Annotated in this window: 12 protein-coding genes and 1 tRNA gene; 4 read left to right on the top strand and 9 right to left on the bottom strand. The window is 71.4% G+C overall.

Annotated elements, in window-relative coordinates; translation table 11 throughout:
• Positions 1-6: 6 nt before the first annotated feature.
• Both ABT084_RS33045 and ABT084_RS33040 read right to left on the bottom strand, forming a co-directional pair.
• The gene (locus ABT084_RS33045) at positions 7-681 is read right to left on the bottom strand and encodes a TetR family transcriptional regulator (protein ID WP_351051989.1); all 675 of its coding nucleotides are present in this window, start codon (positions 679-681) and stop codon (positions 7-9) included.
• Positions 678-1661, bottom strand: a complete 984-nt coding sequence (locus ABT084_RS33040; protein ID WP_351051986.1) for an acyl-CoA desaturase — start codon at positions 1659-1661, stop codon at positions 678-680. Before ABT084_RS33040 ends, ABT084_RS33045 begins: the two co-directional genes overlap by 4 nt.
• Positions 1662-2062: 401 nt before the next feature.
• On the opposite strand from ABT084_RS33040, the gene ppc reads away from it, so the two are divergent.
• Entirely contained in the window at positions 2063-4825 is a 2763-nt protein-coding gene (ppc, locus tag ABT084_RS33035; RefSeq protein ID WP_502969248.1) for a phosphoenolpyruvate carboxylase, read from the top strand.
• 78 nt (positions 4826-4903) lie between these two features.
• On the opposite strand, the gene pth is transcribed toward ppc, so the two are convergent.
• The 5 genes from pth to ABT084_RS33010 form a co-directional block, all read right to left on the bottom strand.
• Positions 4904-5494: an aminoacyl-tRNA hydrolase gene (gene pth / locus ABT084_RS33030; RefSeq protein WP_351051981.1), complete on the bottom strand. Its 591-nt coding sequence runs from the start codon at positions 5492-5494 to the stop codon at positions 4904-4906.
• Positions 5495-5578: 84 nt separating this feature from the next.
• The gene (locus ABT084_RS33025) at positions 5579-6154 is read right to left on the bottom strand and encodes a 50S ribosomal protein L25/general stress protein Ctc (RefSeq protein ID WP_351051978.1); all 576 of its coding nucleotides are present in this window, start codon (positions 6152-6154) and stop codon (positions 5579-5581) included.
• 191 nt (positions 6155-6345) lie between these two features.
• Entirely contained in the window at positions 6346-7323 is a 978-nt protein-coding gene (locus ABT084_RS33020; RefSeq protein ID WP_215017437.1) for a ribose-phosphate diphosphokinase, read from the bottom strand.
• A 135-nt stretch (positions 7324-7458) separates the two neighbouring features.
• Positions 7459-8907, bottom strand: a complete 1449-nt coding sequence (gene glmU, locus ABT084_RS33015) for a bifunctional UDP-N-acetylglucosamine diphosphorylase/glucosamine-1-phosphate N-acetyltransferase GlmU (RefSeq protein WP_351051975.1) — start codon at positions 8905-8907, stop codon at positions 7459-7461.
• Positions 8908-9017: 110 nt separating this feature from the next.
• Positions 9018-9089, bottom strand: a tRNA-Gln gene (locus ABT084_RS33010).
• A gap of 290 nt (positions 9090-9379) precedes the next feature.
• Between ABT084_RS33010 and ABT084_RS33005 the strand changes: the two genes are divergently transcribed.
• Positions 9380-10636 (top strand): sensor histidine kinase, encoded by a 1257-nt coding sequence (locus tag ABT084_RS33005; protein WP_351051973.1) that lies wholly within the window; start codon positions 9380-9382, stop codon positions 10634-10636.
• Between the two features lie 137 nt (positions 10637-10773).
• Here ABT084_RS33005 and ABT084_RS33000 read toward each other — a convergent pair whose 3' ends face one another.
• Entirely contained in the window at positions 10774-11280 is a 507-nt protein-coding gene (locus ABT084_RS33000) for an SUKH-3 domain-containing protein (protein ID WP_351051970.1), read from the bottom strand.
• Positions 11281-11290: 10 nt separating this feature from the next.
• Positions 11291-11884, bottom strand: a complete 594-nt coding sequence (locus ABT084_RS32995; protein ID WP_351052022.1) for a YwqJ-related putative deaminase — start codon at positions 11882-11884, stop codon at positions 11291-11293.
• A gap of 393 nt (positions 11885-12277) precedes the next feature.
• Here ABT084_RS32995 and ABT084_RS32990 point away from each other — a divergent pair, with 393 nt between their 5' ends.
• Both ABT084_RS32990 and ABT084_RS32985 read left to right on the top strand, forming a co-directional pair.
• Complete coding sequence (locus ABT084_RS32990; RefSeq protein ID WP_351051968.1) at positions 12278-13261, top strand: SMI1/KNR4 family protein; 984 nt, start codon at positions 12278-12280, stop codon at positions 13259-13261.
• Positions 13262-13268: 7 nt separating this feature from the next.
• Positions 13269-14046, top strand: a 778-nt coding sequence (locus ABT084_RS32985; protein WP_502969247.1) for an SUKH-4 family immunity protein, incomplete at its 3' end; no start/stop codon positions are given.

Raw genomic sequence — 14046 nt, 5'->3', positions numbered from 1 at the left:
GCTCCCTCAGCTCTTGCGGTGGCCCACCAGGCGCGGCTTGGACTCCAGCTTGTCCAGCCCGTGCCAGGCCAGGTTCACCAGGTGCGCGGCGACCTCCGCCTTCTTGGGCTTGCGCACGTCCAGCCACCACTGCCCGGTCAGCGCGACCATCCCGACCAGCGCCTGCGCGTACAGCGGGGCCAGCTTCGGGTCGAAGCCCCGGGCCTTGAACTCCAGGCCCAGGATGTCCTCGACCTGCGTCGCGATATCGCTGATCAGCGAGGCGAAGGTGCCCGTCGACTGCGCCACGGGAGAGTCCCGGACCAGGATCCGGAAGCCGTCCGTGTACGACTCGATGTAGTCCAGCAGCGCGAAGGCGGCCTGCTCCAGCAGCTCCCGCGGGTGCCCGGCCGTCAGCGCGCTGTTCACGCCGTCCAGCAGCTGGCGCATCTCCCGGTCCACGACGACCGCGTACAGGCCCTCCTTGCCGCCGAAGTGCTCGTAGACCACCGGCTTGGACACCCCGGCCTTGGCCGCGATCTCCTCCACCGAGGTGCCCTCGAAGCCCTTCTCCGCGAACAGGGTGCGACCGATGTCCAGCAGTTGCTGACGCCGCTCGGCGCCCGTCATCCGGACCCGGCGGATGCGCCTGGGTTTTTCGCTGCTGGAGGTACTGCCGTCGGTCGCCACGTCACCCATCATGCCGCGCTCGACGCCTTTTCCTTGAGCCGGGCATCGATCCTCGACGCCGAGGGCCAGCGCACATCGCTCGCCCAGCCCGCCTGCTCGAACCAGCGGATCAGCCGGGCACTGGAGTCGATCTGCCCGCGCAGCACGCCGTGGCGCGCCGAGGTCGGGTCCGCGTGGTGCAGGTTGTGCCAGGACTCGCCGCACGAGAGCACCGCCAGCCACCAGACGTTGCCCGAACGGTCGCGGGACTTGAAGGGCCGCTTGCCCACCGCGTGACAGATCGAGTTGATGGACCACGTCACGTGGTGCAGCAGCGCCACCCGGACCAGGGAGCCCCAGAAGAACGCGGTGAACGCGCCCCACCAGGACATCGTCACCAGGCCGCCCACCAGCGGCGGGATCGCCAGCGACAGCATCGTCCAGTAGATGAAGTCGCGCGAGATCCGCCGGATCGCCGGGTCCTTGATCAGGTCCGGGGCGTACTTCTCCTGGTTGGTCTGCTCCTCGTCGAACAGCCATCCGATGTGGGCCCACCAGAGGCCCTTCATCAGGGCCGGGAGCGTCTCGCCGAACCGCCACGGCGAATGCGGGTCGCCCTCGTGGTCGGAGTACTTGTGGTGCTTGCGGTGGTCGGCCACCCAGCGCACCAGCGGACCCTCCACCGCCATCGAGCCCATCACCGCCAGCACGATCCGCAGCGGGCGTTTCGCCTTGAAGGAACCGTGCGTGAAGTAGCGGTGGAAGCCGATGGTGATCCCGTGGCAGGCCAGGAAGTACATGAACACCATCAGGCCCAGGTCCAGCCAGCTCACCCCGCCCCAGGCGAAGGCCAGCGGAATCGCGGCCAGCACCGCCAGGAACGGCACGGTGATGAAGAGCAGCAGGGCGATCTGCTCGACGGACCTCTTGCTCTCACCGCCGAGCGTGGCGGACGGCTGGGATGCTCCGGAGTCCGCCGAGGCGTCCTCGATCAGATCGGGGCTTGCGGTCATGGGGTCCCCTGGGGGGTGAAGGAGTCGGCAGGAGCCCGGCTACGGACCCGTAACCTACGGCATCGTAAGTATGGCAAAGGTGAGCCTCCCGGCAAGAGCGGCGCCCCCGGCGCCACCCGCGGCGCGTCCCCGCCGAGCCTCGTCCACGTCCGCGCCGAGCCTCGTCCACGTCCCCGCCGAGCCCGGATCGCGAGACGCACTCGAGCGCCGCAGCGGACACCTGGCCCGGACACCTATCCTGTTCTCGTCGGACAGCGCGGTCCGCACGGGCAGCCGAGCTGCGCGAGAGGCAGGACCCCCCCAGACGCGACGCGATCCGACGCGATCCGGGCGGGCACCCGCGCGCGCACCCCGGAGGCCACGCCCCAGTAGCGCTCGAAACACTGCAAGGAGCCGCACCTGTGAGCAGTGCCGACCAGGCCCCGGTCACCCCGGCCACGGTTACAACAGCAGACATGGCCAACGCGGAGCTGCGCGCGGACATCCGCCGCCTCGGCGACCTCCTCGGCGAGACCCTCGTCCGCCAGGAAGGCCAAGACCTCCTCGACCTCGTCGAACGCGTCCGTGCCCTCACCCGCACCGACGGCGAGGCCGCCGCCGCCCTGCTCGGCGACACCGACCTGGAGACCGCCGCCAAGCTGGTGCGTGCCTTCTCCACCTACTTCCACCTCGCCAACGTCACCGAACAGGTGCACCGCGGCAAGGAACTGCGCGCCCACCGCGCCGCCGAAGGCAGCCTCCTCGCCCGCACGGCGGACATGCTCAAGGACGCCGACCCCGAACACCTGCGCGAGACGGTCAAGAACCTCAACGTCCGTCCCGTCTTCACCGCGCACCCCACCGAGGCCGCGCGCCGCAGCGTCCTCAACAAGCTGCGCCGCATCGCCGCCCTCCTCGAGGAGCCCGTCGCCGGAGCCGGTGACCGCCGCCGCCACGACCTGCGCCTCGCCGAGAACATCGACCTCGTCTGGCAGACCGACGAGCTGCGCGTCGTACGCCCCGAGCCCGCCGACGAAGCCCGCAACGCCATCTACTACCTCGACGAACTCCACGCCGGAGCCGTCGGCGACGTCCTCGAGGACCTCGCCGCCGAACTCCAGCGCGTCGGCGTCGAACTCCCCCCGGGCACCCGGCCGCTCACCTTCGGCACCTGGATCGGAGGCGACCGCGACGGCAACCCCAACGTCACCCCCGACGTCACCCGCGACGTCCTGATCCTCCAGCACGAACACGGCATCACCGACGCCCTCGAACTCGTCGACTTCCTGCGCGGACTCCTCTCCAACTCCATCCGCTACACCGGAGCCACCGAGGAACTCCTGACCTCCCTCCAGGCCGACCTCGAACGCCTGCCCGAGATCAGCCCCCGCTACAAGCGCCTCAACGCCGAAGAGCCCTACCGCCTCAAGGCCACCTGCATCCGGCAGAAGCTCGTCAACACCCGCGAACGCCTCGCCAAGGGCACCGTGCACGAGGACGGCCGCGACTACCTCGGCACCTCCGAGCTCCTCACCGACCTCACCCTCATCCAGACCTCCCTGCGCGAACACCGCGGCGCGCTCTTCGCCGACGGCCGCATGGACCGCACCATCCGCACGCTGGCCGCCTTCGGACTCCAGCTCGCCACCATGGACGTACGCGAACACGCCGACGCCCACCACCACGCCCTCGGCCAGCTCTTCGACCGCCTCGGCGAGGAATCCTGGCGCTACGCCGACATGCCGCGCGAATACCGCCAGAAGCTCCTCGCCAAGGAACTGCGCTCCCGGCGCCCGCTCGCCCCCACCCCGGCACCCCTCGACGCCGCGGGCCACAAGACCCTCGGCGTCTTCGGCGCCATCAAGGACGCCTTCGAGAAGTTCGGCCCCGAAGTCATCGAGTCCTACATCATCTCGATGTGCCAGGGCGCCGACGACGTCTTCGCCGCCGCCGTCCTCGCCCGCGAGGCCGGCCTCATCGACCTCCACGCCGGCTGGGCCAAGATCGGCATCGTCCCGCTCCTGGAAACCACCGACGAGCTGCGCGCCGCCGACGTCATCCTCGACGAGATGCTCGCCGACCCCTCCTACCGCCGCCTCGTCTCCCTGCGCGGCGAGGTCCAGGAGGTCATGCTCGGCTACTCCGACTCCTCCAAGTTCGGCGGCATCACCACCAGCCAGTGGGAGATCCACCGCGCCCAGCGCCGGCTGCGCGACGTCGCCCACCGCTACGGCGTCCGGCTGCGCCTCTTCCACGGCCGCGGCGGCACCGTCGGCCGCGGCGGCGGCCCCTCCCACGACGCGATCCTCGCCCAGCCCTGGGGCACCCTCGAAGGCGAGATCAAGGTCACCGAACAGGGCGAGGTCATCTCCGACAAGTACCTCGTCCCCTCCCTCGCCCGCGAGAACCTCGAACTGACCGTCGCCGCCACCCTGCAGGCCTCCGCCCTGCACACCGCGCCCCGCCAGTCCGACGAGGCCCTCGCCCGCTGGGACGCGGCCATGGACACCGTCTCCGACGCCGCCCACGGCGCCTACCGGCGGCTCGTCGAGGACCCCGACCTCCCCTCGTACTTCTTCGCCGCCACCCCCGTCGACCAGCTCGCCGACCTCCACCTCGGCTCCCGGCCCTCCCGCCGCCCCGACTCCGGAGCCGGCCTCGACGGCCTGCGCGCCATCCCGTGGGTCTTCGGCTGGACCCAGTCCCGCCAGATCGTCCCCGGCTGGTTCGGCGTCGGCTCCGGCCTCAAGGCCCTGCGCGAAGCCGGCCAGGACGACGTCCTCGCCGAGATGGGCCAGAAGTGGCACTTCTTCCGCAACTTCCTCTCCAACGTCGAGATGACGCTGGCCAAGACGGACCTGCGGATCGCCCGCCACTACGTCGACACCCTCGTCCCCGCCCACCTCAAGCACGTCTTCGACCAGATCGAAGCCGAACACGAGCTGACCGTCCGCGAGGTCCTGCGCGTCACCGGCGGCGACAAGCTCCTCGCCTCCCACCCCGTCCTCCAGCAGACCTTCGCCGTGCGCGACGCCTACCTGGACCCGATCTCCTACCTCCAGGTGTCCCTGCTGGCCCGCCAGCGCGCCGCCGCCGAGCGCGGCGAGCCCGCCGACCCGCTGCTCGCCCGGGCCCTGCTGCTCACCGTCAACGGCGTCGCCGCCGGGCTGCGCAACACCGGCTGAGCAGGCCCGTACCCGGCACACCGCACGCACGACGGAGCCCCCGCCACCTTCACAGGTGGCGGGGGCTCCGCCGTCACATCACGCGTTGTACGTCGACTGCGCGCGCTCCAGACCCTCCTGGAGCAGGCACTCCACCGCATCCGCCGACCGGTCCACGAACCAGTCCAGCTCCTTGCGCTCCGTGGAGGAGAAGTCCTTCAGCACGAAATCCGCCACCTGCATCCGGCCCGGCGGACGGCCGATCCCGCAGCGCACCCGGTGGTAGTCCGGGCCCATCGACTTCGTCATCGACTTCAGACCGTTGTGCCCGTTGTCCCCGCCGCCCAGCTTCAGACGCAGCGTCGGATAGTCGATGTCCAGCTCGTCGTGGACCGCCACGATCCGCTCCAGCGGCACCTTGTAGAAGTCCCGCAGCGCCGTCACCGGCCCGCCCGACAGGTTCATGAACGACATCGGCTTCGCCAGCACCACCCGCCGGTTCAGCGGCCCCGGCGGCCCCATCCGGCCCTCCAGGACCTGCGCCCGCGCCTTGTGCGCCTTGAACTTCCCGCGCATCCGCTCCGCGAGCAGGTCGACCACCATGAACCCGATGTTGTGCCGGTTGCCCGCGTACTCAGCGCCCGGATTGCCCAGACCCACGATCAGCCAGGGCGCCGTGTCGTCCGACATCAAAAGCTCCTTCAACGAAACGACCGCCGTCCCGCTCCAGTGGAGCCGGACGGCGGTCGGTCAGCAACTGATGAGCGGGGAGGCTCAGGCCTCGGTGCTCTCGGCGGCCGGCTCCTCGGCCTGCGGGGCGACGACCTGCAGGACGGCGATGTCACCGTCGACGGCCAGCGTGGTGCCGGCCGGCAGGACGAGGTCCCGGGCGTGGATGGTCGCGCCGGCCTCGAGGCCCGCGATGGAGACGGTGACCTCGGTCGGGATGTGGGTGGCCTCGGCCTCGACGGAGATGGTGTTCTGGAGGGTCTCCAGCATGTTGCCACCGACGGCCAGGTCGCCCTCGGTCACGATCGCGACGTCGACGGTGACCTTCTCGCCCTTCTTGACGATCAGGAAGTCGACGTGCGAGATCGAGCGCTTCAGGGGGTGACGCTGAACGGCCTTCGGGATGACCAGCTCGGTGCCGGCGCCCGCGATGTCCAGGGAGAGCAGGACGTTGGCGGTCTTGAGCGCCATCATCAGGCCGTGGCCCTCGACGTCGACGTGCTGCGGGGCGGTGCCGTGACCGTAGATGACACCGGGAACCTTGCCGGCGACGCGGGCCTTGCGGGCGGCGCCCTTGCCGAACGAGTTGCGGACCTCGGCGGAAAGCTTGATCTCGGACATGCTCACTCCTCGTGGGGTGACGACGGAAACAGTGGGTCACCCGGCCGACAAACGGCCTGCTACGAAGAGCGCGTCGATAACGGAGCGCCGGTACCTGAACAGGTACGGCCTCCCTCGCCGAGCAACTCGAAGAGTGTACCCGGCGGGGAGGCCGCAACCCAAAAGGATCAATCTTTACGGTGGAGGAGCGGCTACTGCTGCTCTTCGAACAGGCTGGTGACCGAGCCGTCCTCGAAGACCTCGCGCACCGCGCGGGCGATCATCGGGGCGATCGACAGCACCGTGATCTTGTCCAGCTCCAGGTCCGAGGGGTCCGGCAGCGTGTTCGTGAACACGAACTCGCTGACCTTCGAGTTCTTCAGACGGTCCGCGGCCGGGCCCGACAGGATGCCGTGCGTGGCCGTCACGATGACGTCCTCCGCGCCGTGCGCGAACAGCGCGTCGGCCGCGGCGCAGATGGTGCCACCCGTGTCGATCATGTCGTCGACCAGGACGCAGACGCGGCCCTTGACCTCACCGACGACCTCGTGGACGGTCACCTGGTTGGCGACGTCCTTGTCGCGGCGCTTGTGCACGATCGCCAGCGGCGCGTCGAGACGGTCGCACCAGCGGTCGGCGACGCGCACGCGGCCGGCGTCCGGGGACACGATCGTGAGCTTGGTGCGGTCCACCTTGGCGCCGACGTAGTCCGCGAGGACCGACAGGGCCGACAGGTGGTCCACCGGGCCGTCGAAGAAGCCCTGGATCTGGTCCGTGTGCAGGTCGACCGTCAGGATGCGGTCCGCGCCCGCGGTCTTGAGCAGGTCCGCGACCAGACGGGCCGAGATCGGCTCGCGGCCCTTGTGCTTCTTGTCCTGGCGGGCGTAGCCGTAGGACGGCACGATCACGGTGATGGAGCGGGCCGACGCGCGCTTCAGCGCGTCGATCATGATGAGCTGCTCCATGATCCACTTGTTGATCGGAGCCGTGTGGCTCTGGATCAGGAAGCAGTCCGCGCCGCGGGCCGACTCCTGGAAGCGGACGTAGATCTCACCGTTCGCGAAGTCGAAAGCCTTGGTCGGCACGAGGCCGACACCGAGCTGGTGCGCGACCTCCTCGGCCAGCTCGGGGTGGGCGCGGCCGGAGAAGAGCATCAGCTTCTTCTCGCCGGTCGTCTTGATCCCGGTCACAGCACAGTCTCCTCAGACGTGTTGAAAGCTGCTCGCCCCCGTGTGCGTCCGTCCCGCACACGGTCAGCCAGCCGAATTGCGTGCACCTATCACGGTACGCCGTCACGGGCGCACCTGTTTCCGGTCAGTTCACCCTCAGGCCTTGTCGAGGCCCTCCGAGGACCCCGACTGGGCCGCCTGAGCGGCAGCGCTTCCCGGACGCTTGCGGGCCACCCAGCCCTCGATATTCCGCTGCTGGCCACGGGCCACGGCCAGCGCACCGGGCGGTACGTCCTTCGTGATCACCGATCCGGCCGCCGTGTAGGCGCCGTCCCCGATGGTGACAGGCGCCACAAACATGTTGTCGGAGCCCGTCTTGCAGTGTGAGCCGACGACCGTGTGGTGCTTGTGCTCGCCGTCGTAGTTCACGAAGACGCTCGCGGCGCCGATGTTCGTGTACTCGCCGATCGTCGCGTCGCCCACGTAGGACAGGTGCGGGACCTTGGTGCCCTCGCCGATCGTGGCGTTCTTCATCTCCACGTACGTACCGGCCTTGGACTTCGCCCCGAGGTCCGTGCCCGGACGCAGGTACGCGAACGGCCCCACCGTCGCCTTGGCGCCGATCACGGCCGTGTCCGCCACCGTGTTGTCCACGCGGGCGCCCGCGCCCACGCGGGTGTTCTTGAGGCGGGTGTTCGGGCCGACCTCGGCGTTCTCCGCGATGTGCGTGGCGCCGAGGAGCTGGGTCCCCGGGTGCACGATCGCGTCCTGGCCGAAGGTGACGCTCACGTCGACGAACGTGGAGCCCGGGTCGACCACCGTCACGCCCGCCAGCATGGCCCGCTCCAGCAGCCGCGCGTTCAGCAGGGCGCGGGCCTGGGCCAGCTGCACCCGGTTGTTGATCCCGAGGATCTCGCGGTGGTCCCCGCCGACGGCCGCGCCGACGCGGTGGCCGCTCTCGCGCAGGATCTCCAGCACGTCGGTGAGGTACTCCTCGCCCTGGCTGTTGTCGGTGCGGACCTTGCCGAGCGCGTCGCTCAGCAGCGCGCCGTCGAAGGCGAAGACCCCGGAGTTGATCTCCCGGATCGCCCGCTGGGCGTCGGTGGCGTCCTTGTGCTCGACGATCGCCGTGACGGCGCCGGTGGCCGCGTCGCGGATGATCCGCCCGTAGCCGGTGGAGTCGGGCACCTCGGCCGTCAGCACGGTGACGGCGTTGCCGTCGGCCTCGTGCGCGGCGGTGAGGGCGGCCAGGGTCTCGCCGGTCAGCAGCGGGGTGTCGCCGCAGACGACGACCACCGTGCCGGTGATCTCGCCGCCGAGCTCCTCCAGCCCCATCCGGACGGCGTGCCCGGTGCCGTTCTGCTCGTACTGGACAGCGGTACGGACGCCCGCGTCGACGTCGGCGAGGTGGGCGACGACCTGCTCACGGGCGTGGCCGACGACCACGACGAGGTGCGCGGGGTCCAGCTCGCGCGAGGCGGCGACAACGTGGCCCACGAGCGTGCGCCCGCAGATCTCGTGCAGAACCTTGGGCGTCGTGGACTTCATGCGGGTGCCTTCCCCCGCTGCGAGTACGACGACGGCTGCAGGGCGATTGGCGCTCACGGATGGGCCCTTCGGCTTCGGGTGCTGGACGCACGAAGGATACCGGGGGGTGGGGGGCCGTAAACGAAGCCGGGTCCCGACCATGGAGGTCGGGACCCGAACGCCGAAAGCTCCCCCGCCAGGACTCGAACCCGGACATAAGGCACCAAAAGCCTCAGTGCTGCCAATTACACCACAGGGGATGGTAAATCAACTCAAACCGGACATTCCAGTCTGATCGCTGAGTTGACGGCACCTACTATGCCGCACCAGGCGCCCTCGATGCGACGGTATAAGTCGGAGCCTTTCAGGACCCGCACCGCGAGGCAGTCCCGATACGTGTCACCCGTGTTCTTGCGGCATGACGCCAGCATCGTCCGGAATGTGGGATTCAGGTCTTGGTGGGCGGACGGTTCAGTCGTACGTGCGATGACCGGAGGTTTGCGGGAATTAACCGCGGGTGTGTGCTGCGGGCCGTGCGTACGCTGGTCGTATGACCTTGACGGGGGAAGAGCGGGGCGGGGCCGGGCGGGACGGGCCGTGGTGGTGGGAGCGGCGGCGGGAGGCCGCGCTGGACGTGGGGCTCGGCGTGGTGTCCGCCGCCGAGTGCGGGTTCGAGGGGGTCGGCTTCGCGCACGAGACCGGGATGCCTCCGGTGGTCGGGGTGCTGATGGGTGTGCTCGTCGGGGGCACGCTCGTCGTGCGGCGGCGGTGGCCCGTCGCCGTGGTGCTGCTCGGAATCGCGGTCACGCCCGCGGCGATGGGGTTCCTGCTGGGCGTGGTGGGGCTGTACACGCTGGCCGCCTCCGAGGCACCGAAGCGGGTGACCGGCGTCCTCGCGTCGATGTCGCTCGCCGGGACCTTCGTCGTCACCTACATGCGCACGCGCGGGGACATCGAGGGCGAGCGGTTCCTCGTGATCGTGCTGTCGGTGTTCATGGCGGTGGCGCTGACCGTGCCGCCGGTGCTGTTCGGCCTGTACATCGGGGCGCGGCGGCGGTTGATGGAGAGCCTCCAGGAGCGCGCGGACTCGCTGGAGCGGGAGCTGTCGCTGCTGGCCGACCGGGCGGAGGAGCGGGCCGAGTGGGCGCGTACCGAGGAGCGGACCCGGATCGCGCGGGAGATGCACGACGTGGTGGCGCACCGGGTGTCGTTGATGGTGGTGCACGCGGCGGCGCTGGAGGCGGTGGCCGCGAAGGACCCGGCGAAGGCGGTGCGCAATGCGGTGCTGGTGGGTGACATGGGGCGCCAGGCGCTGACGGAGCTGCGGGAGATGCTCGGGGTGCTACGGGCCTCCTCGGCGGTTCCCGCCCCGGTTCCGGCCGTGGTGGCGCTGGTGGGGGCGCTGGAGGACGGGCCCTCGCTCGGGGAGTTGGAGGTGCTGGTCGGGCAGTCCCGGGCGGCGGGGATGGCGGTGGCGTTCGAGGTGCACGGGGAGGTGGCGGGGTATGCGGCGGAGGTGGAGCAGACGGCGTACCGGGTGGTGCAGGAGGCGTTGACCAACTGCCACAAGCACGCGCCGGGCGCGCGGGTCGTCGTACGGCTGGCGCACCGGGAGGGGGAGGTGGCGATGCAGGTGGAGAACGGTCCCTGCGACGGCAAGGCCGCCGAGCCGGGGCTGCCGAGCGGAGGGAACGGCCTGGTGGGGATGCGGGAGCGGGTGCTGGGCCTGGGCGGGGTGTTCGTGTCGGGCCCGACGGACGAGGGCGGCTTCCGGGTCTCCGCGGTGCTGCCGGGGAAGCGGGAGTAGCGGTGGTGGTGGCGGGGTGCCGGGGTCCGGTGGGCCGGCCCCCGCCGGGCCGGCCCCCGCCGGGGTGGGCCCCGCCGGGGTGGGCCCCGCCGGGGTGGGCCCCGCTGGGCCGACCCGGGTCGGGTGGGCCGGTGTGGTCAGGTGGTGGTGAGGCGGGTGGGTTGGAGGCCGGTGAGGAGGGCGGTGAGGGCTTCGTCGATGCCCGCGCCGAGGTACCAGTCGCCGGTGTGGTCGATGGAGTAGACGCGGCCTTCGGCGTCGATGGCGAGGTGGGAGCCTCCGTCGGCCTCGGTGCCGAGGGGGCAGAGGCGGGTGGAGAGCGCGCGGCCGAGGTCGGCGAAGGTGCGGGCCAGGTGCAGGCCCGTGAGCGGGTCGATGCGGACGGGCGTCGGGGCTATCTGGCGGCCCGGTCCGGGGGCGGTGACGGTGAGTCCGCCGAATTCGGCCCAGGCCTCGACGGCCGCGGGGAAGACGGTGTGGCGGTGCCCGGCGGGGGTGGTGTGGTCGCGCAGGGAGTCGGCCCAGTACTCGGCCTGCTTGATGTCCCAGCGGCCGGGCTGCCAGCCGGCGGTGCGCAGCGCGGTGTCGACGGCCTGCGGGAAGCGGGCGGCCGAAGAGCGGTCGTAGGAGGCTGAGGCGGTCATCTGGATGGGGTCAGGCCTTCTCGGGGGCGGGGGCGGTGAGGTCGACGGCCCGGACGCCGAAGTGGGCGAGCATCGGGTCGCAGGAGCGGCAGGGGGGTGCGTAGCTGCCGTGGAGCGGGTCGCCGGCCTCGCGGATGCGGCTGGCGGTGATCTTCGCGTGCTTGAGGGAGCGGCGCGCTTCGTTGGGGGTGAGCGGCTTGCGGGAGGCGCGTCGGCTGCGGCCCTCCTCGACGGCGGTGAGGTGGCGGGAGAGCAGGATCGCCTCGGGGCAGCGCCCGGTGAAGCGTTCCCTCTGGCCGCTGGTGAGGGTGTCGAGGAAGTCCTGGACGAGGGGGTGCAGGGCGGGCGGCTGGTCGGCCTTGCCCGCGGTGCCGGTGAGGGTCTCGCCGCGTACGGACAGGGCGGCGGCGATGGTGGGGAGGATGCCGTCGCGGCGGAAGCGCAGGACGGGCACGGTGGGCCCGTCGGTGCTGCTCCAGCGGAGTCTGGGGTCGCCGGTGGGGCCGGTGAGTCCGGTGGTGGCGGCGCTCGTGGCCGCCGCGACGCCGGTGCCGGGGCTGGTGCCGGGGCTGGTGCCGGTGCCGGCGAGGGCGACGGTGCCCACGGCCGGGCCCGGGCCCGCGGCCGGGGTGTGGGCGCCGGTGGCGTGGGCGGTGGGGCCGTCGGGTGCGTGCCCCGGTGGCCCGTTCCGCGGGTCCGTGCGGGTCGCTGTTTCGGCGGTGGTGCTCGGCATGGTGTTCCGCATGTGGCGCTTTCCCTCCCGTGCCCGCGGCGCCGACCGTTGTCGGACCGCTGTCGCGCACGCCCCCGTGCTGCGGGGACAGCCTGTCAAATGTCCCCTGTGGTGTGGAAGCGGGGTCGAATATTCGTATCAATTCGGATGTTCCCGGCCGGGGGCCCCAGGCGCCCCTCAGGCCCCCGGCCAGGGGAGGGTGCCGGTCTTGTCGAACCGCATAGGCTGTGCGGAACCAGCCAGATCCAGCAGGGGGCTACCGCCATGACGACAGGTCGGCTCGGGCAGCAGGCCGCGCCACCCAACGCCGCGTACTCGGGGCAGGTCGTGCATTTCCCGGACCCCGTCCGGGCCGCGCGGCATCCTCACGGGGTGCGGATCAGTGGGGACGGGCATCCCGATTTCTCGCGGTACGCGCGGGCGGCGGTGGAGATCGCCGAACCGCCGGAGGGCTTCGGTGTCGACGAGCTGCGGCTGACGGACATCGTGTCCGCGAACGCCGCCCTGCACGCGGCCGGCCACGAGCTGTGGGACACGGTGGGCCCGGTGGCGACCCCGCACGGCTGGACCTGGCACCACGTAGCGGGTTCGCGGCGCCTGGAGCTGGTACCGGTCGAGGTCAAGGCGCTGCTGCGGCACCACGCCGGGCTGACGACGGCGCCGGTGGACCACGAGAAGCGCGGGACGCGGGCCCTGCAGGAGGTGCGTCCGGTGCACATGCGGCTGCCGAAGTCGGTGGTCTCTGTGTCCGAGGCGCAGGTCCAGGGGGTCGAGGAGGACCTCGGCTACCGGCTGCCGGAGGCGTACCGCTCGTTCCTCAAGGCGGCGGGCGGCTGCGCGCCGGCCGGCGCCGGGCTGGACGTGGAGCTGGGCCTGCTGGTGGACCAGCCGTTCTTCACGGTGCGTGAGGAGGCGGCGGTCAATGACCTGGTGTACGTCAACAAGTGTCTGCGGGACCACCTGACGAAGGACTACCTGTGCGTGGCGTTCGCGCAGGGCGGTCTGCTCGCGGTGAAGGTCAAGGGCGAGGCGCTCGGTTCGGTGTGGTTCTCCCCGTACGACGACGCGCGCGACCGGGACGGCTGGTCCGTCCAGGAGCGCGTGGAGCGGCTGTTGCTGCCGTGCGGTGCCGATTTCGACGCCTTTCTCGAACGGTTGGCGGGCAATCCGCCGGAGCTGGAGACGGTGGCCGGTCTGATGGTGGACGGCGGATTCGCGCGTTCGGTTCCGGTAGCGGTGGAGGGGTGACGGCGCGGTGGTGACGTTTGCGCAGGCGCAGGAGCGCGCCGAGGAATGGATCAACGGGGACGTGCCCGGGTACCAGCACCGGGAGGTGCGGGTGCGGGAGTTCGGCCTTGGTTTCGTGGTGTGGGCGGAGGACCGGGCCGCCGGTCCGGTGTCGGCCGGTGGCCGTCAGCGGCTGGTGATCGCGCGGGACAGCGGTGAGGCGACGCTGTGGCCGGGGCTGCCGGTGGGTGAGGTGATCCGGCGGTACGAGGAGGAGTACGGGGTGTCGGCTTCGGCGCCGGAGCCTTCGGTGCCGCCGCAGCGGATCGACGCGGAGCAGACGTCGTTCATCCTGAGTCCGCCGGAGTGGCTGCAGGAGGCGGCGGACCGGGCGGGGATCGCCCCGAGGGCGGAGCCGCCGGTGGGGGTGGCCGCGGGGGCCGGGGCGGGCTCGCGCCCGGGCTCGGGCGGGCCCGCGTACGAACCGACCGCTTCGGACGGTGTCCCGGCCGGTCCTGCCGTGCCTGCCGTGCCTGCTCCCGCCGTGCCGCCCGTGGGGGCGACGCCGTGGGCCGGTACGGACGTCAACGCGGGGTCGGACGACGTGTCCGTGCCACTGCCCGCGACGGTGTTCGCGCCGCCGCTGTCCGGGACGGACCTGGAGGGCCCCGCGGCCCCCGCGGTCTCGGCGGAGGCGAAGACGCAGCTCATCGCACGGGCCCCGTGTGTCCGTACACCGCGCCGGCGCTGCGCAAGGACCTCTTCCATCTGGCGATGCCGTCGGACGAGTGCGACGACCTCGCCTC

Source organism: Streptomyces sp. NPDC002138, assembly GCF_040296485.1.
Taxonomy (GTDB): Bacteria; Actinomycetota; Actinomycetes; order Streptomycetales; family Streptomycetaceae; genus Streptomyces.
This window is presented reverse-complemented; position numbering and strand designations above follow the sequence as displayed.